Raw genomic sequence first — 26099 nt, 5'->3', positions numbered from 1 at the left:
TTGTGGCTTCTCAGGGCTTCACCGAGCGGTAGTAGCGCGCCGCGCCCTCGTGCAGCGGGAGCGGGTCGGTGTAGACGGCGGTGCGCAGGTCGACCAGCTGGGCGGCGTGCACCTGGGCGCCGATCTGGTCGCGACTGTCGATCACCGCCCGGGTCATGCCCTCGACCAGCTCCGGGTTCACGTCGTCCCGGGTGATCAGCAGGTTGGGCACGGCGACGGTGGCGACGGCGTCCTTGGGCTCGGCGTTCGGGTAGGTGCCCTTGGGCATGGTGGCCGCCCGGTAGGCGTCGGTGCCGCCGCCCTCGGCCTTGTGCAGGGCCTCGGACAGGTCGCTCAGCGGGACGAGCCGGATCCTGACGTGGTCGGAGAGGTCGGTGAGCGCGCTGGTCGGCAGGCCGCCGGACCAGAAGAATGCGTCCAGCTTGCCCTCGCGCAGCTGGTCGGCGGCGTCGCCGACACCGGCCATCACCGGGGTGATGTCGTGGTCCGGGTCCAGGCCGGCCGCGGCCAGCAGCCGTTTGGTCACCAGGTTCACCCCGGACTGCGGCAGGCCCACGCCCACCCGCAGGCCCTTGAGGTCGGCGGTGCGGCGCACGGTCGAGGAGGCCGGGACGATCAGCTGCAGGTAGTCGTCGTACAGGCGGGCGATCGCCCGCAGCTTGTCCTTGTCGGGGCCCTGGTAGTCGGCGACCGCGTCGGCGGTGGCGATCGCGAAGGTGTCCTGGCCGGTGATCACCCGGGTGAGGTTGTCTATCGAGCCCTCGGTGTTGTCCAGGGCCAGCCGCACCCCCGGCATGGTCCGGGAGACGTGGGCCTGCAGCAGCTGCCCGTACCGGTCGTAGACGCCGCGCTGCACACCGGTCGCGAAGCGGGTCTCCCCGCGCGGGTAGCCGGGCGCGCGGCCCGCCGACAGCCACCAGCCGCCCACTCCTGCGACCAGCAGCACCAGCACCAGCACCGTCCGCCACAGCGGGCTGCGGGCCGCGCGGCGGACGGCGGCGCCGAGACGTGACGGATCGGTGGGGGTCATGCAGGGATACTGCCAGGCGCTCCGGCCGAACGGGAGGGGTAGCGGCACCCGCGCCGGGGCGAGGAGCGTCGGCGCCGGGTCCGAGCGCCCCGGAGACGAGTGCGCGAACACGGCCGGGAAAACCGGCTCGCGGCTGCCCGTACCCTGGTCTGGTGAGCGGTGAGAGCGGATTGAAGAGCTACAAGGTCGTCACGCACGGCTGTCAGATGAACGTCCACGATTCCGAGCGGCTGTCCGGCCTGCTGGAGGACGCGGGCTACGTCAAGGCCGGGCCGGAGGGCGACCCGGACCTGGTCGTGTTCAACACCTGCGCGGTGCGGGAGAACGCCGACAACAAGCTGTACGGCAACCTCGGCCAGCTCGCGCCGGTCAAGAGCCGCCACCAGGGCATGCAGATCGCCGTCGGCGGCTGCCTGGCCCAGAAGGACCGCGAGACCATCGTCAAGCGCGCCCCCTGGGTCGACGTGGTGTTCGGCACCCACAACATCGGCCACCTGCCGGCCCTGCTGGAGCGGGCCGCGGTCGAGCGCAAGGCCCAGGTCGAGATCCTGGAGTCGCTGGAGACCTTCCCCTCCACGCTGCCCACCCGCCGTGAGTCCGCGTACGCCGCCTGGGTCGCCATCTCGGTCGGCTGCAACAACACCTGCACCTTCTGCATCGTCCCCGCGCTGCGCGGCAAGGAGGAGGACCGCCGGCCCGGCGACGTCCTCGCCGAGATCGAGGCGCTGGTGGACGAGGGCGTCATCGAGGTGACCCTGCTCGGCCAGAACGTCAACGCCTACGGCTCCGACCTGGGCGACCGCGAGGCCTTCTCCAAGCTGCTGCGCGCCGCCGGCCAGATCGAGGGCCTGGAGCGGATCCGCTTCACCTCGCCGCACCCGCGCGACTTCACCGACGACGTGATCGCCGCGATGGCCGAGACCCCGAGTGTGATGCACCAACTGCACATGCCGCTGCAGTCCGGCTCGGACCGCGTGCTCAAGGCGATGCGCCGCTCCTACCGGCAGGAGCGTTTCCTCGGGATCATCCGCAAGGTCCGCGAGGCGATGCCGGACGCGGCCATCTCCACCGACATCATCGTGGGCTTCCCCGGCGAGACCGAGGAGGACTTCGAGGAGACGATGCACGTCGTCCGCGAGGCCCGCTTCACCAACGCCTTCACCTTCCAGTACTCCAAGCGCCCCGGCACCCCGGCCGCCGAGATGGCGGACCAGATCCCGAAGGAGGTCGTCCAGGCCCGCTACGACCGGCTGATCGCCCTCCAGGAGGAGATCTCCTGGGAGGAGAACAAGAAGCAGGTCGGCCGCACCCTGGAGGTCCTGGTCGCCGAGGGCGAGGGCAAGAAGGACGACCAGACCCAGCGGCTGTCCGGCCGCGCCCCCGACAACCGGCTGGTGCACTTCACGAAGCCGGAGGAGCCGGTGCGCCCGGGCGACATGGTGACCGTCGAGATCACCTACGCCGCCCCGCACCACCTGCTGGCCGAGGGCCCGGCGCTGGCGGTGCGCCGCACCCGGGCCGGCGACGCCTGGGAGAAGCGCCAGGCCAAGCCCGCCGACAAGCCCGCCGGTGTGCTGCTCGGCCTGCCGAAGATCGGCGCCCCGGCCGCGCTGCCGCTGGCCGCGCCGGCGGGCGGCGCCTGCTGCGGGGACTGACACCCGGTTTCGTACGTGCGGCCCGGCGGGAGCTTCGACTCCCGCCGGGCCGTCGGTCTTCCCGGCTAGAGTGATCCACATGCTGGTAGCCGCCGCCGTGTGCCCCTGTCCGCCGCTGCTCGTCCCCGAGGTCGCCGCCGGGGCCGCGCCCGAGCTGGACGAACTGCGCGCCGCCTGCGACGAGGCGCTGGCGGCACTGGTCGCGGCCGAGCCGCAGCTGGTCGTGGTGGTCGGTGCCGGGCCGGAGGCCGAGGTGTGGACCGAGGGCGGGGCCGGCTCCTTCCAGCGGTACGGGGTGCCGCTGGTCGCCAAGCTGCCCGGCGACCGGGTGGAGGGGCCGGAGCTGGCGCCCTCGCTGACCGTCGGGGCCTGGCTGCTGGAGCGCGCCGGGGTCACCCTGCCCACGCACGCCTGCGCGGTGCCCGCCGACGCCCCCGCCGACCGGATGCTCGGGCTCGGCCAGGGCCTGGCCGGGCTCGCCGACCGGGTCGCCCTGCTGGTGGTGGGCGACGGCAGCGCCTGCCGCTCGGTGAGGGCGCCCGGCTACCTGGACGAGCGGGCCGAGGGCTTCGACGCGGCGCTGGCCGCCGCCCTGGGCTCGGCCGACCTGCCCGCCCTCGCCGCCCTGGACGCCGTGCTCGCCGCCGAGCTCAAGGCCGAGGGCCGGGCGCCCTGGCAGGTGCTGGCCGGCGCCGCCGAGGGCGCCGGCCTCACCGCGCGGCTGGGCTACCAGGACGCGCCGTACGGGGTCGGGTACTTCGTGGCGTCCTGGAGCTGAGCCTCAGGACTGGGGGGTCTCGCCCCCCTCGCCCGGCTTCGGCTTGTGGGCGAAGCCGTCCACCGCGTCCTTGGCCTTGCTGGTGCCGTGCTCGATCTTCTCGCTGTACTTGCCCTTGGTCGCCTTGTCGATCGCGCCGCCGGCCTTGTCCACCATCTGATCGATCTGGTCGCTGTGCTTGCCGGCGAGCTCGCTGGCCTTCTCCTTGAGCTCCTCGGCCTTGCCCTTGAGGTTGTCCATCAGACCCATGGCGATCTCCTTCTCTCCCTGTCTCCTGCACAACGCCCGCGACCGGTAAAGCGTTCGCAAAAACGGTCCCGGCTGGGCCGGGCGGCCGGAAACAGTCACGGAAGCAGTCCTCGGACAGTCATATCCTCGCGCAGCCGGGGGTGAGCGGCAGCCCGGTCTCCGATGCTCCAACGGTTTTGCGAGACTGGAGCGGTGAGCAGCTCCCGTACCCCGCGCGTCGTATCGATCGTCGGCGCGACCGCCGCCGGCAAGTCCGACCTGGCCGTCGCCATCGCCCGCACCCTCGGCGGCGAGGTGATCAACACCGACTCGATGCAGCTGTACCGGGGCATGGACATCGGCACCGCGAAGCTCACCATGGACGAGCGCGGCGGAGTGCCGCACCACCTGATGGACGTCTGGGAGGTCACCGAGGCCGCCAGCGTCGCCGAGTACCAGCGGCTGGCCCGGGCCGAGATCGACCGGCTGCTCGCGGCCGGGCGCACTCCCGTCCTGGTCGGCGGCTCCGGGCTGTACGTCCGGGCGGCGATCGACGAGATGGAGTTCCCCGGCACCGACCCGGCGGTGCGCGCCCGGCTGGAGGCCGAGCTGGAGCAGCACGGCCCGTACGCGCTGCACCGGCGGCTGGCCGAGCTGGACCCGGCGGCCGCCGAGGCGATCCTGACGAGCAACGGGCGGCGGATCGTCCGAGCGCTGGAGGTCATCGAGATCACCGGGCAGCCGTTCACCGCCAACCTGCCGAGCAACACCGCCGTGTACGAGGCGGTGCAGATCGGCGTCGCGGTGCCCCGCCCCGAACTGGACGAGCGGATCACCCTACGGGTCGACCGGATGTGGGAGGCCGGACTGCTGGACGAGGTGCGGGAGCTGGAGAAGGTCGGACTGCGCGAGGGGAGGACCGCCTCCCGGGCGCTCGGCTACCAGCAGGTGCTCGACCACTTCGCCGGCGAGTGCACCGAGGACGAGGCGCGGGCCGAAACCGTACGGGCCACCAAGCGCTTCGCCCGCCGTCAGGAGTCCTGGTTCCGCCGGGACGACCGGATCCACTGGCTCTCCCGCCCGGCCGGCACCGACCCGGTCGAGCTGCTGGAACGATCCCTCGAACTGATCGGGCGTCAGGGAGTTCCGGCCACGTAGGAGCGGTTCTGGCCAATTCGGCGGTGCACCTGCGCGCGCAGGTGACCGTGCAGGACGAACCGGGGGTCACGGCCCGATCACGTGATGGCCACGGATCACCCGAGGACCCCGGTCACGTCCCGAACGGCCCCTCTGGACATGCCATCATCGATGCCATAGGGGTCGGCCCGTGCGGGCCGACCGTGCCCGGCCGCGAGTCCGCTCGTGTCGAACTGTCAGGGGAGGCCGTGTGTCAACGGGTACCGGCCCCGAACCCGGTCAGGGCGGGAGTGTCACCGCACCGGCCGAGGAGTTTGACGAGTCGACGATGGGGGACCTTCCGGTGCTGACCGGCCTGGAGGCGCCGACCTCGTACGCGGCCGCGGTGCCCGCGCTGGACACCCGCACCCCGCCGGACGCCGCGGTGCACGAGCGGGAGATCCGGCCGCTGCGCCGGCTGCGCTGGTGGCAGACCCTGCCGATCGCCCTGCTGGGCACCCTCGGCTCGCTGATGTTCGCCTTCCCGCTCGCCTTCGGCTCGGCCGGCGCGCGCGCCACCATGGTCGGGATGCTCGGGCTGCTGTTCACCGCCGCCTCGGTCGGCTGGGGTGCGATGGCCGCCCGGCACGCCGGCTACAAGTGGCCGGGACTGCCGCGCCGGGGCTCCGGGAAGCGGGCCGGCTGGAAGGCGATTGTGGTCTACACCCTGATCGCGCTGGCCGCCTGCGCGCTCGCGGTCTGGCGGGTCGCGTACCTGCGCTGAGCAGGCCGACCGCGGGGCTGCGGTGCGGGCATCAGTGCCATGCGGGCATCAGTACCATCGGAGGGGTGAGCGCATCCTCTCCTCAGCAGGCCGGTCTCCCCTTCTTCAAGGGGCACGGCACCCAGAACGACTTCGTGATCGTGCCGGACCCGGACGGCGTGCTGGAGATCGGCCCGGAGGCCGTCGCGGCGCTGTGCGACCGGCGGGCCGGCATCGGCGCGGACGGGCTGCTGCGCGTGGTGCGCGCCGCCGCCGAACCGGCCGCCGCCCACCTGGCCGACCGGGCCGAGTGGTTCATGGACTACCGCAACTCCGACGGCAGCATCGCCGAGATGTGCGGCAACGGCCTGCGGGTCTTCGCCCGCTTCCTGGTCGAGGCCGGCCTGGCCAAGCCCGGCGAGCAGGCGATCGCCACCCGCTCCGGGGTGCTCACCGCGAAGGTCGCCGAGGACGCCGGGGACGGCACCCCCGGGGACGTCACCATCGACATGGGCCGCGCCCGGCTGCCCGGACCGGACGGCATCGAGGTCGCGGTCGGCGGGCGGCGCTGGCCCGCCCTGAACGTCAACATGGGCAACCCGCACGCGGTGGCCTTCGTCGAGAGCCTGGACCACGCCGGCGAGCTGCGCACCGCGCCGCTGACCAGCCCCGAGGGCGTCTACCCGGAAGGCGTCAACGTCGAGTTCGTGGTGGACCGCGGCCCGCGGCACGTCGCGATGCGGGTGCACGAGCGCGGATCCGGCGAGACCCGTTCCTGCGGCACCGGCGCCTGCGCCGTCGCCGTGGCGGCGATCCGCCGGGACGGCCTGGACCCGGCGACCACCGGCGAGGCGGTCTCGTACACCGTGGACGTGCTGGGCGGCCGACTGGTCATCACCGAGCACCCGGACGGCCGGGTGGAGATGACCGGACCGGCGGTGATCGTGGCCGAGGGGCGGCTCGACGCGCGCTGGTGGGAGTCGCTGCGCCGCGACTGAGGGCCCGGTTTGCCCATTTCGTACAGCGACGAATCCCCCCGATCGGGTGATACCGGTCGCGGACGGGAATCACGGCATCGCAGAACGTGCTCCGCTCGGTAGCATGGACCACCGGGTCGATCCCCCTGGGAGGGGTGGCAAGATCACCCCCTCGGGAGGGGGAGCGCCCGGCGACCGTTGCCGGAGGTGCGCCGATGACCATCGAAGCCGGGCAGTCCCTCGCGGGGCAGCCGACGACCGCACGGCAGGCCGGGGCCAGGCGGCCCCTGGGAGAGCTCGGCCGGGCCGCCCTCGGCCGGGCCGGGCGGGCCGCGTTACTGGCCACCGGCCGGCCGCCCGTGCCGGACGCCCTCGAACCGCTCGTCCGGGTCCACCGCCGACATCACCCGCAGGCCGACCTCGGGCTGCTCGCCCGGGCGTACCGGCTGGCCGAGGCCAGCCACCGCGGCCAGAAGCGCAAGAGCGGCGAGCCGTACATCACCCACCCGCTGGCCGTCACCATGATCCTGGCCCAACTCGGCGCCGGGACCACCACCCTGGTCGCCTCGCTGCTCCACGACACCGTCGAGGACACCGATCTGACGCTCGACCAGGTGGGCTCCGGGTTCGGGCCCGAAGTCGCCTACCTGGTCGACGGGGTGACGAAACTGGAGAAGGTCGACTTCGGCGCCGCCGCCGAGGCCGAGACCTTCCGCAAGATGCTGGTCGCCACCGGGGACGACGTCCGGGTGATGGTGATCAAGCTCGCCGACCGGCTGCACAACATGCGCACCATCCGGCACATGAAGCCGGCCAGCCAGGTGCGGATCGCCAAGGTCACCCGGGACGTGCTGATCCCGCTGGCCGAACGGCTCGGCATCCAGGTGCTCAAGGCGGAGCTGGAGGACATCGTCTTCGCCACCCTGCACCCCGAGGAGTACGCCCGCACCCGCGCCCTGATGGCCGGTCACGAGGCCGAGCCGGACACCCTGCTGGAGCCGTTCGCCCGGCAGCTGGCCCGTCAGCTGGCCGAGACCGGGGTCGCCGCCGAGGTGACCGTCCGGCCCCGGCACTGCGTCTCGCTGCACCGGGTGCTGCTGGAGCGGGCCGCCGCGCCCGGGCCGGACGGGCGGCCGCAGGGGCCGCAGCCGGCCGACTTCGGGCGGCTGCTGGTGGTGGTCGAGGAGAACGCCGACTGCTACGCCGTGCTCGGCGAGCTGCACACCTGCTGGACGCCGCTGCCCGGGGAGTTCAAGGACTTCGTGGCGGCCCCCAAGTTCAACCTCTACCAGTCGCTGCACACCGCCGTGGCGCTGGAGGGCCGCGCGGTGGTCGAGGTGCTGGTCCGGACCCGGCGGATGCACGAGGTGGCCGAGACCGGGGTGGTCGCGCTCGGCGACCCGACCCCGGCCGGCACCGCCCAGGACGCCGACGAACTGGACCGTACCGACCCGGGCCGACCCGGTTGGCTCAGCCGGCTGCTGGAGTGGCAGCAGGAGACTCCCGACCCGGACGCCTTCTGGTCCGCGCTCACCGCCGACCTGGCCGGCGACCGCGAGATCACCGTGGTGACGGAGAGCGGCGAAACGCTTCAGCTGAGGGCCGGGGCCAGCTGTGTGGACGCGGCCTACCTGCTCGGCGAGGAGACCGGCCACCGGTGTATCGGCGCCCGGGTCAACGGCCGGCTCACCGCGCTGTCCACCGTCCTACAGGACGGGGACGTGCTCGCGGTGCTCACCGAGAACCTCCCGGCGGGTGGCAGCCAGCCGTCCGGTCCCTCGCCGGAGTGGCTGGCGCACGCCCGCACCCCCGCCGCCCGGCTGGCCATCGAGCGCTGGCTGGCCGACCACCCGGCCCGGCTGCCGGTGGTGCGCACCGGCCCGGCGGGAGGCCAGCCCGCCCCGCCCGCGCATCGGGCCGGCGCGCGCCGGGCCGCCCCGGTCACGGTGACCGGGCGGCCCGGCGCGCCGGTGCGGCTGGCCCGCTGCTGCACGCCCGTCCCGCCGGACGAGGTCGCCGGCTACCCGATCCGCGGCGGCGCGGTGGCCGTGCACCGCACCGGCTGCCCCGCCGGGCAGCGGCTGCGCGCGGACGGCCGCGCCGAGCTGGAGGTCCGCTGGCGGCCCGAGGGCGCCCCGGCGGCCGGGCACCGGGTCACCCTGCTGGCCGAGGCGCTGAACCGGCCCCGGCTGCTCGCCGACCTCACCGCGGCGATCTCCGGCGAGGGCGTCGGCATCGTCTCGGCCGAGGTCGAGCCGCCGCAGGAACTGCGGGTGCGGCACACCTACACGGTCGAACTGCCCGAGCCGGGCGCGCTGCCTGCGCTGATGCGGGCGATGCTCAAAGTCTCCGGAGTGTATGACGTGAGCCGCCCGCACGCCCCGGAAGGGGCCCGGCCCCGGCACTCCGGGGGAAATGGGGGTGACCGGCCCGCGCCGGGCGTGCGACCATCGGGGGGAATTCACGACCGGTCCACGGCGTTCACAGGGCACAGGGGCCCCGGTGACAGCCGAGGGTCCGCACCGCAGTCTCACAGCGACCAAAGGACAGAATGACCTCCACGTTCGACACCCGCGACCACGCCGACGCCCCGCGCCGCATCGACGGTCTGCGGGCGGAAGCCCTCATGGACGAGGACCTCGCGGCCATCGACGAGGACCTCGGCAACAGCTACGACGGCGACCAGTACGACCGCAGCGAGCGTGCGGCCCTGCGCCGGGTCGCCGGCCTCTCCACCGAACTCGAAGACGTCACCGAGGTCGAGTACCGCCAGCTGCGCCTGGAGCGCGTGGTGCTGGTCGGTGTCTGGACCGAAGGCACGCTGGAGGAGGCGGAGAACTCGATGGCCGAGCTTGCCGCGCTCGCCGAGACGGCCGGCTCCGAGGTGCTGGACGGCGTCATCCAGCGGCGCGACAAGCCCGACGCGGCCACCTACATCGGCTCCGGCAAGGCGCAGGAGCTGCGGGACATCGTCGCCTCCAGCGGCGCCGACACCGTGGTCTGCGACGGTGAGCTCACCCCCGGCCAGCTGATCCACCTGGAGGACGTGGTCAAGGTCAAGGTCGTCGACCGGACGGCCCTGATCCTGGACATCTTCGCCCAGCACGCCAAGTCCCGGGAGGGCAAGGCGCAGGTCTCGCTCGCGCAGATGCAGTACATGCTGCCGCGCCTGCGCGGCTGGGGTCAGTCGCTGTCCCGGCAGATGGGTGGCGGTGGCTCCGGCTCCTCGGGCGGCGGCATGGCCACCCGTGGTCCCGGTGAGACCAAGATCGAGACCGACCGTCGTCGGATCCGCGAGAAGATGGCGAAGCTCCGCAGGGAGATCGCCGACATGAAGAAGGGCCGCGACACCAAGCGCCAGGAGCGCAAGCGCCACCAGGTGCCGTCCGTGGCCATCGCCGGGTACACCAACGCCGGCAAGTCGTCCCTGCTCAACCGGCTCACCGGCGCGGGCGTGCTGGTGGAGAACGCGCTGTTCGCCACCCTGGACCCGACCGTGCGCCGGGCCCAGACCCCGAGCGGGCGGCTCTACACCCTGGCCGACACCGTCGGCTTCGTCCGGCACCTGCCGCACCACCTGGTCGAGGCCTTCCGCTCGACCATGGAGGAGGTCGCCGACGCGGACCTCATCCTGCACGTGGTCGACGGCTCGCACCCCGAGCCGGAGACGCAGCTGGCCGCCGTCCGCGAGGTCATCGTCTCGGTCGAGGCACAGAACGTGCCGGAGATCGTGGTGATCAACAAGGCGGACGCCGCCGACCCGCACGTGCTGCAGCGTCTGCTGCGCCGCGAGCCGCACGCCATCGTGGTGTCGGCCCGCAGCGGCGCGGGCATCGACGAGCTGCTGAAGCTCATCGACGACGAGCTGCCGCGCCCGGCCGTCGAGGTGCGGGCCCTGGTGCCCTACACCCAGGGTGCCCTGGTCTCCCGGGTGCACAAGGAGGGCGAGCTGCTCGCCACCGAGCACACCGGCGAGGGCACGCTGCTGCACGCCAAGGTGCCGGCCGAGCTGGCCGCGGAGCTGGAGCACTTCGCGGTGGCCCTGCAGAGCTGACCGGTTCCGTCGGAGGGCCCCGGACGATCACGTCCGGGGCCCTCCGCGCTTCCCGGGGCGCGTTACCTCACGTTCTTGGTGAAGTAGTCGAAGGCCTGCTTCGCCTGGTCCTGCAGCGACGGCCCGGCCAGGTACCCGGCCGGGTCGCGGTTGCCGAGCGCGCTGACGCTGACCAGGTTGGGCTTGCCGTCCTTGGTGACGAACCAGCCGCCGCCGCCCGCCCCGCCCGTCATGGTGCAGCCGATCACGTACATCGGCGGGCGGCTGCGGTCGAAGGAGAGCGCGCCCGGCGCGGCGGGGGAGTCGCAGCGGTGCAGCTCCATGCCGTCGAAGGGCCGCTCGACCGGGTAGCCGTAGGCGACGGCAGAGCCGACCTGCTCGCGCGGGGCGTTGAACCAGACCGGGACGGAACCGCCGACCGTCTCCTCCAGGGACGGACCGGAGTCCGACTCGCCGCGCACCCGGACTATCGCGTAGTCGTACTGGCTGTGAGCGCCGACGCCGACCTCCTGCAGCCAGGTCGGCGACACCAGCGCGCGCACCGCCGTCCACCGGCCGTACGGGGCGGCCTGCTGGTCGCCGTACGGCTTGCCGCGGTTCGCCCGGCCGTCCCGGTTGAAGCCGGGCACGAAGACCAGGTTCCTCACCCAGCCGCCGCCCTTGCCGTCGGTCAGGCAGTGTGCGGCGGTGTAGACCAGGTTGCTGCGGCCCGGGTTGACCGGGTCGGAGACCACCGTGCCGGAGCAGACCGCGTCGCCCTGGGGCGTGGTCATCAGCAGCTTGCCGACCACGGCGGAGTCCGGGCCGTACGGGTGCTGCTGGGGCCTGGCCTGGACGGCGGCCGGCGGGGCGTCGCGCTGGACGGTGCTCGGCGCGGTGGCGGTCAGCGAGTACTCCGGGGTGGGCCTGGCCTTGGCGGCCTCCATCCGGGAGGGCGACCAGTGGCCCGGGGCCACCGGGTTGGCGAAGCCGCTGTCGGTCACGTACCGGGCCCAGTCCTCCAGCTTCCAGCCGCTCAGGTCGCCCAGGCTGGTCGGCGCGGCCTTGGGCAGCGCAGCGGGCGGCGTGGCCGGGGCGGCGGGTCCGTCCGGCCCGCAGGCGGCCGCGGTGATCGTCAGGGCGGCGAGCAGCGCGGCGCCGGCCGTCGCGGCCCGGCGCCCACTGCTGCTGATCGTGCGCAAGCTGGTTCGTCCCCCGTGGTGGTACCGGTCACTGCTTCCTGGAGATCCAGTCCAGGGCCTGCTTGGCGACCGACTCCAGGTACGGGCCGCTCAGCGAGGTGTGTTCCTGGGTGCCGATCGAGGTGTTGCTGACCAGGGCGGTCTTCCCGTCCGGCATGGTGGCGAACCAGCCGCCGCCGCTGGCGCCCTGGGTCATGTTGCAGCCGATGGTCAGCATCGTCGGGCGCTTGGCGTCGAAGGACAACCGGGTCGGCTTGCCGCCGTCGCACTTGTAGAGCTCCTGGCCGTCGAACGGCTTGACCAGCGGGTAGCCGACGGCCGAGACCTTGAGTTGGTCGCGGGGCGCGTCGAACCACACCGGGACGGCCGAACCGACCGTCTCCTCAAGGGACTTGCCGGTGTCGTTCTGGTTGTGCACGCGCATCACCGCGAAGTCGTACTGGTTGGCGGCGTCACCGGTCTGGCCGCCCTCGACCATCCACTGCGGGGAGGTGGTGACCTGGTCGGCCCACCAGGTGCCGAGCGGGGCCAGCTCGGACAGCGGCGCCTTCTTGCCGCCGCTGGAGGCACCGGAGTTGTTGTAGGCGGGGACGAAGACCAGGTCCTTGTAGAAGTTGCCGCCCTTGCCCTCGTGCACGCAGTGGGCGGCCGTCCAGACCAGGTTGCTCTTGCCCGGGTGCTGCGGGTCGGCGACCACCGTGGCCGAGCAGTTGCCCCGGCCGCCCTGGGCGGAGAAGAACACCTTGCCAGAGGGCTGCTTGAGGTACGGGCGGGGCACCTGCACGGCCTTGACCACCGGGGGCTCCGGGTCGGTCACGCCGTCGTCGGTGGAGGGCTTGGGGGTGGCGGGGGCCGGCTTGGCGGTGGGCGGGGCCGGGTCGGCGGGCTTGGCGTCGCCCATCTTGTCCGGGTCCCAGAAGTCCTTCACCACCGGGTTGTTGAAGACGTGCTTGGACGCCCACTTGTCCCAGTCGTCGAACTTCCACTTCTTCAGGTCGTCCCAGGTCTTCGGCAGGCCGTCCAGCAGGTTGGTCGGCAGGCCGGAGGGCAGGGTGATCCCGCCGATGGCGCCGCCGCCCGGGGTGGCCGCGCCGCTCGCCGCGGTGACATCGGGTGGCGGCGCGGCGGTCTTCCCGCCGTCGCCGGCCGGGCCGTCCGGTCCGCAGGCGCTCGCGGCGAGCAGCGTTCCGGTGACCAGGGCGGCGGCCAGGGCTGACCGGTGGATCGATGGCATCTGTGCGCTTCCCCCTGTGTTCGGTCGGACTTCGGTGTGGCGGCTCACCGCCCTGGAGTCTTCCATCGCCGTACAGGACGGCCGTGGCCGCCCCCAGGGTTGCGGGGCGGAAGTCACCGGTCCGTGACGCGCGACCGGGCGCCTCTTCGGCGCAGCAGGGCCTTCCACCCCCGGGGTGGACAATCCCCGATCTTCACTCGGACGAGTTACCCGTCCTTGTGATCACCCGTCAGGGATAGGTAACCCTTACCTGACGCGACGGTGCGAGCGCCCGCCGACCCTCTCCACCACCGGCGCGCGTCCGCACCCCCACGCGCACCAAGGAGCAGCCTTGAGCACCGCCCTCACCGGAGCCCCGCCCGAATCGCCGCTGTTCATGGACCAGCCCCTCGGGCCCGACCCGCTGCTGCACCCCGATCCCGCCGTCGCCGCCGAACAGGCCGCCCTGGAGGGCCTGCTGCGCTGCTGGACGCGGGAGACCGACGCCCGGCCCGGGCCGGACGGGCGGCTGCGCATCGACGTCCTCGGCGGCGCCGCCCGGCTCACCGCGTCGGTCCGCTACTGGTCGCCCGGCGGCTGGCACCGGTTCGGCCCGGCCACGCTCTCGGCCGGGGAGGGCGGTGTCGTGGGGGAGGGGGCCGAGGCCCCGGTGGACGCCGTCACCGCCGCCGCGCTGCTCGCCGCCGCGGCCGCCGAACGGCCCGACCCCGGGCAGGTCGCCGACCTCGCCGCCCGGGTGGCCGACTCGGTGGTGCGCACCGCCGAGATCCTCGCCCACCGCCGTACCGCCGCCGAACCCGGCGGGCCGGAGCGGTCGCACTTCCTGGCCGCTGAACAGTCCCTGCTGCTCGGCCACCCGCTGCACCCCACCCCTAAGAGCCGCGACGGTCTCGGCCCGGCCCAGAGCGCCGCCTACTCGCCCGAACTGCACGGCTCCTTCCAGTTGCACTGGTTCGCGGTCGACCGCGAACTGCTCGCGGCCGGCTCCGCGGTCGCCGACGGTGCCGACCGGCTCACCGCCGCCCTGCTCGGCGGCCGCACCGCCCTGCCGTCCGGCACCGCCGCCCTGCCGCTGCATCCCTGGCAGGCCCGCGAACTCGCCCACCGCCCGGCCGTCGCCGCCCTCCTCGCCGACGGGCTGCTGCACGACCTCGGCCCGGCCGGCGAGCCCTGGTACCCCACCTCCTCGGTGCGCACCGTCTACCGCCCCGGCACGCCGTGGATGCTCAAGCTCTCGCTCGGCCTGCGGATCACCAACTCCCGCCGGGAGAACCTGCGCAAGGAACTGCACCGCGGCCTGGAGATGCACCGGCTGCTGGAGAGCGGGCTGGCCGCCGAGTGGCGCGCCGCCCACCCCGGCTTCGACATCGTCCGCGACCCGGCCTGGATCGGCGTCGACCACCCCGACCTCGGCGACCCCGGCGGCCTGGACACCGTGCTGCGTGCCCAGCCCTTCGCGCCCACCGACCGGGCGCTGTGCGTGGCCGGCCTGGTCGCCGAACAGCCGCTCGGCACCGGCGCCACCGTGCCGTCCCGGCTCGGCGACACCCTGCGCTCGCTCGCCGCCCACACCGGCCGCCCGCTGCGCACGGTGGCCGCCGAATGGTTCCTGCGCTACCTGGACGCCGTCGTGCTGCCCGTCCTGTGGCTGGACGGCCGGGGCGGCATCGCCCTGGAGGCGCACCAGCAGAACAGCATCGTGCTGCTGGACGCCGAGGGCTGGCCCTGTGGCGGCCGCTACCGCGACAACCAGGGCTACTACTACCGGGAGAGCGCCGCCGAGCGGCTCACCGCCCGGCTGCCCGGGCTCGGCGCGGAGAGCGACACCTTCCTGCCGGACCCGGTGATCGACCACCACTTCGCCTACTACCTCGGCATCAACCACGTCCTCGGCCTGATCGGCGCCCTCGGCTCCCAGGGGCTGGCCGACGAGACGGTGCTGCTGGCCGCGCTGCGCCGGTTCCTGGCCGGCCCGCAGGCGACCGCCACCGGCTCGGCGCTGCCCGCGCTGCTGCTGGACGCGCCCACCCTGCCCTGCAAGGCCAACCTGCTCACCCGGATCAACGGCCTGGACGAACTGGTCGGGCCGGTCGCCACCCAGTCCGTGTACGTGGACATCCCCAACCCGGTGGCGGGGGTCGTGAGCGAGCGAAGCGAGTGAACCAAGAAGAGGTGTGCGTGGGCGGATGCCCCCGCCGGGCGGAGCGAGGCGGAGACAATTTGCTGGACGACCTGTCCAGGTGGGGCGAAGTCCCCACCCCGGTCGGCGAGTTCCGGCTCAGCCCGGTCCGGATGCCCGCCGACCTGGAACTGCTCGCCGGCTGGATGAACGACCCCGAGGTCGACGAGTTCTGGGAGCTCGCCGGGCCGCCCGCCGTCACCGAACGGCACGTCCGGGCCCAACTCGACGGCGACGGCCGCAGCGTGCCCTGCCTGGGCCTGCTCGACGGCGCGCCGATGAGCTACTGGGAGGTCTACCGCGCCGACCTCGACCCCCTTTCCGGGCACTACCCGGCCCGGCCGCACGACACCGGCGTGCACCTGCTGCTCGGCCCCGCCGCCAGCCGCGGCCGGGGCCTGGGCGGTCACCTGCTGGCCGCCCTCGCAGACCTGATCCTCAGTCGACGACCGTACTGCGAACGGGTGGTGGCCGAACCGGACGTCCGCAACCGGCGCTCGGTCCGGGCTTTCGAGCGGGCCGGATTCCGGGCCACCGCCGAACTCCACCTGCCCGACAAGCGCGCCGCCCTGATGGTCCGCGACCGAGACTCGACTCCTGCCTAGGACAACCCTGTGGACACCTCGACACCCCCGCCCTACGACCTGCTCGGCGTCGGCATCGGCCCGTTCAACCTCTCGCTCGCCGCACTCGCCGAACCCGTACCCGGCCTGCGCACGCTCTTCTGCGACCAGCGCCCGGAGTTCCGCTGGCACCACGGGATGCTGGTGGACGGGGCCCGGATGCAGGTGCCCTTCCTCGCCGACCTGGTCTCCCTGGTCGACCCGACCAACCCGTGGTCCTTCCTCAACTACCTGCGCGCCCAGGACCGGCTGTTCCCGTTCTACTTCGCCGAGCGCTTCCAGCTGCCCCGCCGCGAGTACGACCACTACTGCCGCTGGGCCGCCGAGCGGCTGGCCAACTGCCGCTTCGGCACCGAGGTCACCGCGCTGCACTGGGAGGACCCCTGCTACCGGGTCGAGTTGACCGACACCGCGACCGGCCGGCGCTCCGCCGTACGGGCCCGCAACCTCGCGCTCGGCGTCGGCACCAGGCCCGTACTGCCCGAGGCCTTCGCGGGGCTGGCCGGCCACCCGACGGCCTTCCACTCCGCCGAGTACCTCGACCGCCGCGCCGACCTGGCCGGCGCCCGGGACATCACCGTGGTCGGCAGCGGGCAGTCCGGCGCCGAGGTCTTCCTCGACCTGCTCCGCCGCCACGAGGACGACGGCGTCCGGCTGCGCTGGCTCACCCGCACCCGGGCGCTCGCCCCCATGGAGTACTCCAAGCTCGGCCTGGAGCACTTCACCCCCGACTACACCCGCTACTTCCACGGCCTGCCCGGGCCCGTCCGGGACGCCCTGGTCACCGCCCAGTGGCAGCTGCACAAGGCCGCCAGCGCCGAGACCCTCGCCGAGATCCACGACCACCTCTACGAGCGCACCATCGGCCGCCCGATCGACACCGCCCCGGTCGAGATCACCCCCGGCACCGCCGTCACCGACGCCCGCCCAGGCCCCTGCGGCGGCCTCGAACTGCACTGCCGGCACACCGACTCCGGCACCGAGCACCTGCTGCGCACCGACGCGGTGGTGCTCGCCACCGGCTACCGCGCCGCCCGTCCGGCCGCGCTCGAACCGCTCGCCCACCTGATCGACTGGGACGGGGCCGGGCGCTACCGGGTCGACCTCGACCACCGGGTCGCCACCCGGCCCGAGCTCACCGGCGGCCTCTACGTCCAGAACGCCGAACTCCACACCCACGGCGTCGGCACCCCCGACCTGGGACTCGGCGCCCACCGGGCCGCCGTCATCCTCAACGCCGTCACCGGCCGCACCGTCCACCGACTGCCCGACCGCACCGCCTGGACCGGCTTCGCGCCGCCCGCCCCCGCCGGTCGCGCCGCACCGCCCACCCCCGTCGTCCCCCGTCCCCAGGAGCTGACCCGTGCCGCAACCGTCGGCCGCTGAACCGCCGCTCTACCTGCCCCCGCACCTCACCGCCGGGCACTGGCAGCGAGCCGGCCGCGCCCTGCTGGCCAAGATGTTCGGCGAGTTCGCCTACGAGGAGCTGCTCACGCCCGTCCCCGGGGCCCTCGACGGCGAGTACCTGCTGAAGCTGCCCGAGGCCGAGTACCGCTTCACCGCCCGCCGCGGCGCCTACGGCGGCTGGCAGGTCGACCCGGAGTCCATCCGCTGCTCCCGCCCGGACGGCCTGGACCCGCTGCGCTTCCTCCCGTACGCCCGGCAGACCCTCGGGATGCGCGGCGAGACCACCGCCCACCTGATCCGCGAACTCTCCGCCACCCTGACCGCCGACGCCCGCCAGCTCGCCACCGCGCTCACCGCCGCCGAACTCGCCGAGCTCGACCACCCGGCGCTGGAGGGGCGGCAGGGCGGCCACCCGTGGATCGTCCCGAACAAGGGCCGGATCGGCTTCTCCGGCGCCGACGCCGCCCGCTGGACCCCGGAGGCCCGCAGCCCGCGCCCGCTGCCCTGGATCGCCGTCCACCGCCGGCTCGCCCAGTACCGCGGCGTGCCCGGCCTGGAACAGCCCGAGCAGCTGTACGCCCGCGAACTGGACGACCCGGACGCGCTGCGCTCCCCACTCGGCGCGGACGCCGACGACTACCTGCTGCTACCCGTCCACCCCTGGCAGTGGGACGAGACGATCCTGCCGCTGTTCGCGCCCTGGATCGCCTCCGGCGAGATCGTCCCGCTGCCCTCCGACGGCGACCCACGGCTGCCCCAGCAGTCCATCCGCTCCTTCTTCAACACCGCCCACCCCGAGCGCTGCACCGTCAAGCTGCCGCTGTCCATCCTCAACACCCTGGTCTGGCGCGGCCTGCCGGTCGAGCGCACCCTCGCCGCGCCCGCCGTCACCGCCTGGCTGCACGGGCTGCGCGACGCCGACCCGTATCTGCGGGACGAGTGCCGGGTGATCCTGCTCGGCGAGATCGCCTCCGTCACCGTCGACCACCCGGTCTACCGGGAGATGCCCGAATCGCCGTACCAGTACAAGGAGCTGCTCGGCGCGATCTGGCGCGAACCGCTCGGCCCCTTCCTCGCCGCGGACGAGCGCGCCCGCACCCTGGCCGCGCTGCTGCAGACCGGCTCGGACGGGCGGGCGCTGGCCGCCGAGCTGATCGCCCGCTCCGGCCTCACCCCCGCCGAGTGGACCGGCCGGCTGTTCGCCGCGATGCTGCCGCCGCTGCTGCACTTCCTCTACCGCTACGGGCTGGTCTTCTCCCCGCACGGCGAGAACGCCATCGTGGTCTTCGACGACCGCGGCACCCCGACCCGGCTCGCGGTCAAGGACTTCGTCGACGACGTCAACCTCAGCGACCAGGACCTGCCCGAGCTACGAGACCTGCCGGCCGAGGTCGCCGACGTGCTGCTGCGGGACAGCCCGCAGGGGCTCTGCCAGTTCATCCACTCCGGGCTGTTCATCGGCGTCTTCCGCTACCTCGCCCCGCTGCTGGAGGCGCAGACCGGACTGCCCGAGACCGAGTTCTGGGCCCTGCTGCGCGCCGAGATCCACCGCTACCAGGACCGCTTCCCCGAGCTGCGCGAGCGCTTCGAGCTGTTCGACCTGTTCCGGCCCCGGATCACCCGGCTCTGCCTCAACCGCAACCGGCTGCTGCTGGACGGCTACCAGGACCGCCCGCACCGCCCGCACGCGGCCCGGCACGGGACGGTGCCGAACGCGCTGGTCGCCGTGGACGTGCGCCTTCCGGCTGGGTGGGACCGGATTGTCACCCCCGCCCCGTAGGGTGGAAGGGCCATGACGAACGACTCCGAACCCCTGCCCGCGACGGACCTCGGCGACGAGGCCGAGGAAGCCGTCGCCGTCCCGCGCTCGCGGATCCCCGAACTGCTGCACGCCGCGGTGGCGGCCGTCGGCGGCGTGGAGCGCCCCGGCCAGATGCGGATGGCCGAGGCCGTCGCCGACGCCGTCGACCACAGCGAGCACCTGCTCGTCCAGGCCGGCACCGGCACCGGGAAGTCCCTGGCCTACCTGGTGCCGGCGCTCGCCCACGGGGACCGCGTGGTGGTCGCCACCGCCACCCTGGCGCTGCAACGCCAGCTGGTGGAGCGGGACTTGCCGCGCACGGTCGACGCGCTGCACCCGGTGCTGCGCCGCCGCCCGCTGTTCGCGATGCTCAAGGGCCGCTCCAACTACCTGTGCCTGCACCGGGCCAACGAGGGCACCCCGAGCGACGAGGGCGAGGGCCTGTTCGACCCGGTGGACGCGCTCGGCGGGCCCACCGGCAAGCTCGGGCAGGAGGTGCTGCGGCTGCGGGAGTGGGCGGACGAGACCGAGACCGGGGACCGCGACGACCTCAGCCCCGGCGTCTCGGACAAGGCCTGGGCCCAGCTGTCGGTCACCTCCAAGGAGTGCCTGGGCGCGACCCGCTGCGCGTACGGGCAGGAGTGCTTCGCGGAGAAGGCGCGGGAGCGGGCCAAGCTGGCGGACGTCGTGGTCACCAACCACGCGATGCTCGCGATCGACGCGATCGAGGGCGCGCCGGTGCTGCCCGAGCACGGGCTGCTGATCGTGGACGAGGCGCACGAGCTGGTCAACCGGGTCACCGGCGCGGCCACCGCCGAGCTGACCGTCGGCGCGGTCAACCGGGCGGTGAAGCGGGCGGCCCGGCTGGCCAACGAGAAGGCCGTGGACGCGCTGCAGGCCGCCGCCGAGAACTACCACGGCCTGATGGAGACCGCCCAGCCCGGCCGGGTCGAGGAGCTGCCCGAGTACCTGGCGTACGCGGTCACCGCGATCCGGGACGCCGCCCGGCAGGTGATCACCTCGCTCGGTGAGACCCGGGACAAGGGGCTCAGCGACGAGGACGCGGTCCGCAAGCAGGCGATGGCCTCGGCCGAGACGCTGCACGAGACCGCCGACCGGCTGTTGGAGGACTCCGAGTACGACGTGGTCTGGATCGAGCGCAGCGACCGCTACGGGCTGGGCACCGCCTCCCTGCGGGTCGCCCCGCTCAGCGTCTCCGGACTGCTGCGCGAGGGGCTGTACAAGGAGCGCTCGGTCGTCCTCACCTCGGCCACGCTCAAGCTCGGCGGGGACTTCAACGGCGTGGCCGGCTCGCTCGGCCTGCCCAAGGAGACCCGACTGCCGGACGAGCGCACGCCCGGCGACAACCCGGAGCCCGGCTTCGGGGAGTCCCCCCATGGGGAGGACTCCGTCCCGTACTGGCGGGGCATCGACGTCGGCTCGCCGTTCAAGTACCCCAAGCAGGGCATCCTGTACGTCGCCAAGCACCTCGCCGACCCCGGGCGCGACCCCGAACGCCCGGACATGCTGGACGAGTTGGCCGAGCTGATCGGCGCGGCCGGCGGCCGGACGCTGGGCCTGTTCTCCTCGATGCGCGGCGCCCAGACGGCCGCGGAGGCGCTGCGGGAGCGGCTCGACAACCGGATCCTGCTCCAGGGGGAGGACACCCTGGGCGAGTTGATCCGCGAATTCGCCTCGGACGCGACCACCTGTCTGTTCGGCACCCTCTCGCTCTGGCAGGGCGTGGACGTGCCCGGCTCGGCCTGCCAGCTGGTCGTGATGGACCGGATCCCCTTCCCGCGACCGGACGACCCGCTGATGAGCGCCCGCCAGAAGGACGTCGAACAGCACGGCGGGAACGGCTTCATGGCGGTCGCGGCGACGCACGCGGCGCTGCTGATGGCGCAGGGCGCCGGTCGGCTGGTGCGGGCGGCGGACGACCGGGGCGTGGTGGCGGTGCTCGACCCTCGGGTGGAGACCAAGCGGTACGGGGGCTTCTTCCGGTCCTCGATGCCGGAGTTCTGGTACACCACGGACCGCAACCAGGTGCGCCGATCGCTGGCGGCGATCGACGCCTCGGCGGCGCCGGTGCGGCCGGTGGTGAAGCGGGGCTGAGGGCCGCTGCCACCGCGTTCACCCGCGCGACGACGGAGGGGCTCCCCGCTGACGGTGGAGCCCCTTCCCGTTCCGCGCCCGGGAGCGCCTCAGAGGCGGCGTAGGACCGCGACGACCTTGCCCAGGATGGTCGCGTTGTCGCCGTTGATCGGCTCGTACGCCGGGTTGTGCGGCATCAGCCAGATCCGGCCGTCCTCGCGCTTGAGCCGCTTCACGGTGGCCTCGCCGTCGATCATCGCGGCCACGATGTCGCCGTTCTCGGCGACCGGCTGGCGGCGGACGGTGACCCAGTCGCCGTCGCAGATGGCCGCCTCGATCATCGAGTCGCCGCGCACGGTGAGCGCGAACAGCTCGCCCTCGCCGACCAGCTGGCGGGGCAGCGGGAAGACGTCCTCGACCGTCTGCTCGGCCAGGATCGGACCGCCGGCGGCGATCCGGCCGACCAGTGGCACGTAGGAGGTGGACGGGCGACCGGCCGTCTCGGCGGTGTTGGGGCGGGCCACCTCGACGCCGCGGACCTCGTAGGCGCGCGGGCGGTGCGGGTCCCGGCGGAGGAAGCCCTTGCGCTCCAGGGCCATCAGCTGGTGGGCCACGGAGGAGGTGCTGGACAGGCCGACGGCCTGGCCGATCTCGCGCATGGACGGCGGGTAGCCGCGGCGCTGGACGGAGTCGCGGATGACCTCGATCACCCGGCGCTGGCGCTCGGTGAGGCCGGCCTCGTCGGTGCGGATGCCGGGGGGGCGTCCGGGCATCGCGCGGGAGGGGGAGGGGTGGGTGTCGTCCATGGCGGGGGAGTGTTCGATCGGCTGGTCGGGAACGCGGCTCACGGTGGAGAGGGCCGCGCCGGAGAGGCGGTGGTCTTCGCTACGGTCCATGCTGATGTCCACACTCTGCTGATTCGTGGTGCGCTGCCCCACCTTGAACTGGGAGTGTTCCTGCACCGGGATGGTGTTGGTTTTGATGGTGTTCACGGCGGCCCCTCTCGACGGCTGTCCTCTCCCTTTTCCAGCCCAACGCACCTCCTATCGAAAGGTTGCGCCAAACACACGTTCGAGTGAATTATTCGGGAGTTGGCTGACTCGATCAAGGCTTTGTTGTACATCGAGTAAATGTTCGACCGGATGTCGACTCCGGAAGTCTAATCGGCGCCGACACGCCAGGGGTGTCGCTTCCCCCTGAGGCCTACATGTAGTGGCTAGAGTCCTCTCCGTGCCCAGTACTAGTGGTCGCGCCGCATGATCAGCTTGCCGAGGCCGGGGGCGCATCGCTTAGACTCAACCGGTCCGCACGTCCTGCCAGGGAGGGATCCCCAGGTGCACTGCCCCTTCTGCCGGCACTCCGACAGCCGCGTTGTCGACAGTCGGACCACCGAGGACGGCAGCTGCATCCGCCGTCGTCGGCAGTGCCCGGACTGTGGCCGCCGTTTCACCACCGTGGAGACGGCCGCGCTCATGGTCATCAAGCGCAGCGGCGTCACCGAGCCGTTCTCCCGGCAGAAGGTCATCACCGGTGTCCGCAAGGCCTGCCAGGGCCGCCCGGTCACCGAGGACGCCCTCGCCCAGCTCGGCCAGCGGGTGGAGGAGTGCGTGCGCGCCAGCGGCAACGCCGAGCTGACCACCCACGACGTCGGGCTGGCCATACTCGGCCCGCTCAAGGAACTCGACGTGGTCGCCTACCTGCGTTTCGCCAGCGTGTACCAGGCGTACGACGGACTCGAAGACTTCGAGGCCGCCATCGCGGAACTCCGCGCCGAGCGGCCCGTCCCCGAGGCGGACGGCACCCCCGTGCCCGTTCCCGCCACCGCGCCCTAGGCGGCGCCGGGCCCCACGAGGGCCCTCCGGCCAGCACCACATGGCCCCACGGGGCCCACGCGTGCCCGAAAACGGGGCACGGAACACTACGAACCGTGCGTAAGCGGGCGAGGTCTCCGCCTGCCCGCACACCGGAAGAACGAACCAGCGGTGCCCGGATTTTTCGGGGCACGTCGGGCGTTTGCCCAGGAGGAGGAGCGAGAAGTGACAGACACCACGAGCGGTTCCGCACGCGGGTCGAAGTCCGAGAAGGCCGCGGCCAAGGGCGCCAAGGCCCCGAAGGGCGGTCTCCGGATGGAGCGCATCTACACCACCCCTGGCGTGCACCCCTATGACGAGGTCCGCTGGGAGCGGCGCGACGTCGTCATGACCAACTGGCGCGACGGCTCGATCAACTTCGAGCAGCGCGGTGTCGAGTTCCCCGACTTCTGGTCGGTCAACGCCGTCAACATCGTCACGTCCAAGTACTTCCGCGGCGCCGTCGGCACCCCGCAGCGCGAGTGGAGCCTCAAGCAGATCATCGACCGCGTGGTCCTCACCTACCGCGCGGCCGGCGAGAAGCACGGCTACTTCGCCACCAAGGACGACGCCGACGTCTTCGAGCACGAGCTGACCCACGCCCTCCTCCACCAGGTGTTCAGCTTCAACTCGCCGGTCTGGTTCAACGTCGGCACCAAGCAGCCCCAGCAGGTCAGCGCCTGCTTCATCCTGTCCGTCGACGACTCCATGGAGTCGATCCTCGACTGGTACAAGGAAGAGGGCATGATCTTCAAGGGCGGCTCCGGCGCCGGCCTCAACCTCTCCCGCATCCGCTCCTCCAAGGAACTGCTCTCCTCCGGCGGCAACGCCTCCGGCCCGGTCTCCTTCATGCGCGGCGCCGATGCCTCGGCCGGCACCATCAAGTCCGGCGGGGCCACCCGCCGCGCGGCCAAGATGGTCGTGCTGGACGTCGACCACCCGGACGTCGAGGCCTTCATCGAGACCAAGGTGAAGGAGGAGGAGAAGATCCGCGCCCTGCGCGACGCGGGCTTCGACATGGACCTCGGCGGCGACGACATCGCGTCCGTCCAGTACCAGAACGCCAACAACTCGGTCCGCGTCAACGACGAATTCATGACCGCCGTCGAGAACGGCACCGAATTCGGCCTGCGCGCCCGGCTGACCGGCGAGGTCATCGAGACCGTCGACGCCAAGAAGCTGTTCCGCAAGATGGCCGAGGCCGCCTGGGCCTGCGCCGACCCCGGAATCCAGTACGACACCACCATCAACCGCTGGCACACCTGCCCCGAGTCCGGCCGCATCAACGCGTCCAACCCGTGCTCGGAGTACATGCACCTGGACAACTCCAGCTGCAACCTCGCCTCGCTGAACCTGATGAAGTTCCTGCGCGACGACGACTCGTTCGACGCCCAGACCTTCGCCAAGGTCGTCGAGCTGGTCATCACCGCGATGGACATCTCCATCTGCTTCGCCGACTTCCCGACCGAGAAGATCGGCGAGACCACCCGCGCCTTCCGCCAGCTCGGCATCGGCTACGCCAACCTCGGCGCCCTGCTGATGGCCACCGGTCACGCCTACGACAGCGAGGGCGGCCGCGCCCTGGCCGGCGCCATCACCTCGCTGATGACCGGCACCGCCTACCGCCGCGGCGCCGAACTCGCCGGCGTGGTCGGCCCGTACGACGGCTACGCCCGCAACGCGGCCGCCCACCAGCAGGTCATGAAGCAGCACGCCGACGCCTCGCTGGACGCCGTCTCCTTCGACGACCTGGACGCCCCGGTCTGGCTTGCGGCCAACAAGTCCTGGCAGGACGTGCTGCGCATCGGCGCGCAGAACGGTTTCCGCAACGCCCAGGCCTCGGTGCTCGCCCCGACCGGCACCATCGGCCTGATGATGGACTGCGACACCACCGGCGTCGAGCCCGACCTCGCCCTGGTCAAGTTCAAGAAGCTGGTCGGCGGCGGCTCGATGCAGATCGTCAACGGCACCGTCCCGCGCGCCCTCAAGCGCCTCGGCTACCAGGATGAGCGGATCGAGGCGATCGTCGCCCACATCGCCGAGCACGGCAACGTGGTGGACGCGCCGGGCCTGAAGACCGAGCACTACGAGGTGTTCGACTGCGCCATGGGTGAGCGCTCCATCTCCCCGATGGGGCACGTGCGGATGATGGCGGCGATCCAGCCGTGGATCTCCGGCGCCATCTCCAAGACGGTGAACATGCCCGCCGCCGCGACCGTCGAGGACGTCGAGGAGATCTACTTCGAGGCGTGGAAGATGGGCGTCAAGGCGCTCGCCATCTACCGCGAGAACTCGAAGGTCGGCCAGCCGCTCTCCGCCAAGAAGAAGGACTCCGAGGCCAAGGCCGAGGAGACCCCCGCCGCCGTGGTCGAGAAGGTCGTCGAGTACCGCCCCGTCCGCAAGCGCCTGCCCAAGGGCCGCCCGGGCATCACCACCTCCTTCACGGTCGGTGGCGCCGAGGGTTACATGACCGCCAACTCCTACCCGGACGACGGCCTCGGTGAGGTCTTCCTCAAGATGTCCAAGCAGGGCTCGACCCTCGCGGGCATGATGGACGCCTTCTCCATCGCCGTCTCGGTCGGCCTGCAGTACGGCGTGCCGCTGGAGACCTACGTCTCGAAGTTCACCAACATGCGCTTCGAGCCGGCCGGCCTGACCGACGACCCGGACGTGCGGATGGCCCAGTCGATCGTCGACTACATCTTCCGCCGCCTGGCGCTGGACTTCCTGCCCTTCGAGACCCGCTCGGCGCTCGGCATCCACTCCGTCGAGGAGCGCACGCGCCACCTGGAGACCGGCTCCTACGAGCCGTTGGAGGCCGAGGAGCTCGACACCGAGTCGCTGGCCCAGTCCGCCCCGGTGGCCTCCAAGCCGGCCCCGGTCCCGGCTGTCGAGGCGCCCAAGGCGGCCCCGAAGCAGGCCCACAACTCCACGGAGCTGATGGAGATCCAGCTCGGCCTCAACGCCGACGCGCCGCTCTGCTTCTCCTGCGGCACCAAGATGCGCCGCGCCGGCAGCTGCTACCTCTGCGAGGGCTGCGGCTCCACCAGCGGCTGCAGCTGACGAACCCGGTGTTCACCTCGGTGAGGTGAATCGCTGAAGCGGGGCGAGGACTTCACGGTCCTCGCC

At 72.7% G+C, this 26099-nt stretch carries 19 protein-coding genes; 14 read left to right on the top strand and 5 right to left on the bottom strand.

Annotation, left to right across the window (positions count from 1 at the left end; all coding sequences use genetic code 11):
- Positions 1-10 precede the first annotated feature (10 nt).
- Positions 11-1030, bottom strand: coding sequence for a TAXI family TRAP transporter solute-binding subunit (locus ACZ3UD_RS25985; RefSeq protein ID WP_465592296.1), 1020 nt, complete (start codon positions 1028-1030; stop codon positions 11-13).
- A 152-nt stretch (positions 1031-1182) separates the two neighbouring features.
- On the opposite strand from ACZ3UD_RS25985, the gene miaB reads away from it, so the two are divergent.
- Positions 1183-2685 (top strand): tRNA (N6-isopentenyl adenosine(37)-C2)-methylthiotransferase MiaB, encoded by a 1503-nt coding sequence (gene miaB, locus ACZ3UD_RS25980; RefSeq protein ID WP_465592293.1) that lies wholly within the window; start codon positions 1183-1185, stop codon positions 2683-2685.
- Between the two features lie 79 nt (positions 2686-2764).
- The gene (locus ACZ3UD_RS25975; protein ID WP_465592290.1) at positions 2765-3463 is read left to right on the top strand and encodes a class III extradiol ring-cleavage dioxygenase family protein; all 699 of its coding nucleotides are present in this window, start codon (positions 2765-2767) and stop codon (positions 3461-3463) included.
- 3 nt (positions 3464-3466) lie between these two features.
- On the opposite strand, the gene ACZ3UD_RS25970 is transcribed toward ACZ3UD_RS25975, so the two are convergent.
- Complete coding sequence (locus ACZ3UD_RS25970; protein ID WP_465592287.1) at positions 3467-3712, bottom strand: antitoxin; 246 nt, start codon at positions 3710-3712, stop codon at positions 3467-3469.
- Positions 3713-3874: 162 nt separating this feature from the next.
- On the opposite strand from ACZ3UD_RS25970, the gene miaA reads away from it, so the two are divergent.
- The 5 genes from miaA (at position 3875) to hflX (ending at position 10601) form a co-directional block, all read left to right on the top strand.
- Entirely contained in the window at positions 3875-4849 is a 975-nt protein-coding gene (gene miaA, locus ACZ3UD_RS25965; protein WP_465592284.1) for a tRNA (adenosine(37)-N6)-dimethylallyltransferase MiaA, read from the top strand.
- A 307-nt stretch (positions 4850-5156) separates the two neighbouring features.
- On the top strand, positions 5157-5591 hold the full coding sequence (locus ACZ3UD_RS25960) for a hypothetical protein (RefSeq protein WP_465592281.1): 435 nt from the start codon (positions 5157-5159) through the stop codon (positions 5589-5591).
- Positions 5592-5656: 65 nt separating this feature from the next.
- Entirely contained in the window at positions 5657-6568 is a 912-nt protein-coding gene (dapF, locus tag ACZ3UD_RS25955) for a diaminopimelate epimerase (protein WP_465592278.1), read from the top strand.
- Positions 6569-6762: 194 nt separating this feature from the next.
- Positions 6763-9102, top strand: a complete 2340-nt coding sequence (locus ACZ3UD_RS25950) for a RelA/SpoT family protein (protein ID WP_465592275.1) — start codon at positions 6763-6765, stop codon at positions 9100-9102.
- Positions 9099-10601 carry a GTPase HflX gene (gene hflX, locus ACZ3UD_RS25945; protein WP_465592272.1) on the top strand — a complete coding sequence of 501 codons (1503 nt, stop codon included), beginning with the start codon at positions 9099-9101 and terminating at the stop codon, positions 10599-10601. The genes ACZ3UD_RS25950 and hflX overlap by 4 nt, the downstream gene beginning before the upstream one ends.
- Positions 10602-10663: 62 nt before the next feature.
- On the opposite strand, the gene ACZ3UD_RS25940 is transcribed toward hflX, so the two are convergent.
- Together ACZ3UD_RS25940 and ACZ3UD_RS25935 are read right to left on the bottom strand one after the other, a co-directional pair.
- Positions 10664-11782 carry a trypsin-like serine peptidase gene (locus ACZ3UD_RS25940; RefSeq protein WP_465592269.1) on the bottom strand — a complete coding sequence of 373 codons (1119 nt, stop codon included), beginning with the start codon at positions 11780-11782 and terminating at the stop codon, positions 10664-10666.
- A gap of 28 nt (positions 11783-11810) precedes the next feature.
- Entirely contained in the window at positions 11811-13016 is a 1206-nt protein-coding gene (locus tag ACZ3UD_RS25935; RefSeq protein ID WP_465592266.1) for a trypsin-like serine peptidase, read from the bottom strand.
- A gap of 250 nt (positions 13017-13266) precedes the next feature.
- On the opposite strand from ACZ3UD_RS25935, the gene ACZ3UD_RS25930 reads away from it, so the two are divergent.
- The 5 genes from ACZ3UD_RS25930 to ACZ3UD_RS25910 are packed head-to-tail and all read left to right on the top strand — an operon-like array spanning position 13267 to position 21141.
- A complete protein-coding gene (locus tag ACZ3UD_RS25930) occupies positions 13267-15177 on the top strand; it encodes an IucA/IucC family protein (RefSeq protein WP_465592381.1) in 1911 nt (636 codons plus the stop codon).
- On the top strand, positions 15174-15800 hold the full coding sequence (locus ACZ3UD_RS25925) for a GNAT family N-acetyltransferase (protein ID WP_465592263.1): 627 nt from the start codon (positions 15174-15176) through the stop codon (positions 15798-15800). Before ACZ3UD_RS25930 ends, ACZ3UD_RS25925 begins: the two co-directional genes overlap by 4 nt.
- A 9-nt stretch (positions 15801-15809) precedes the next feature.
- On the top strand, positions 15810-17204 hold the full coding sequence (locus tag ACZ3UD_RS25920) for a lysine N(6)-hydroxylase/L-ornithine N(5)-oxygenase family protein (RefSeq protein ID WP_465592260.1): 1395 nt from the start codon (positions 15810-15812) through the stop codon (positions 17202-17204).
- Positions 17182-19005: an IucA/IucC family protein gene (locus ACZ3UD_RS25915; RefSeq protein WP_465592257.1), complete on the top strand. Its 1824-nt coding sequence runs from the start codon at positions 17182-17184 to the stop codon at positions 19003-19005. The genes ACZ3UD_RS25920 and ACZ3UD_RS25915 overlap by 23 nt, the downstream gene beginning before the upstream one ends.
- 12 nt (positions 19006-19017) lie before the next feature.
- Positions 19018-21141 (top strand): ATP-dependent DNA helicase, encoded by a 2124-nt coding sequence (locus ACZ3UD_RS25910; protein WP_465592254.1) that lies wholly within the window; start codon positions 19018-19020, stop codon positions 21139-21141.
- 89 nt (positions 21142-21230) lie between these two features.
- On the opposite strand, the gene lexA is transcribed toward ACZ3UD_RS25910, so the two are convergent.
- Positions 21231-21926 (bottom strand): transcriptional repressor LexA, encoded by a 696-nt coding sequence (lexA, locus tag ACZ3UD_RS25905; protein ID WP_465592378.1) that lies wholly within the window; start codon positions 21924-21926, stop codon positions 21231-21233.
- Between the two features lie 528 nt (positions 21927-22454).
- On the opposite strand from lexA, the gene nrdR reads away from it, so the two are divergent.
- Together nrdR and ACZ3UD_RS25895 are read left to right on the top strand one after the other, a co-directional pair.
- Entirely contained in the window at positions 22455-22952 is a 498-nt protein-coding gene (gene nrdR / locus ACZ3UD_RS25900) for a transcriptional regulator NrdR (protein WP_380611943.1), read from the top strand.
- A gap of 204 nt (positions 22953-23156) precedes the next feature.
- Positions 23157-26033, top strand: coding sequence for a vitamin B12-dependent ribonucleotide reductase (locus ACZ3UD_RS25895; protein WP_465592250.1), 2877 nt, complete (start codon positions 23157-23159; stop codon positions 26031-26033).
- Positions 26034-26099 lie beyond the last annotated feature (66 nt).

Source organism: Kitasatospora sp. NPDC023118 (genome assembly GCF_055560875.1).
This window is presented reverse-complemented; position numbering and strand designations above follow the sequence as displayed.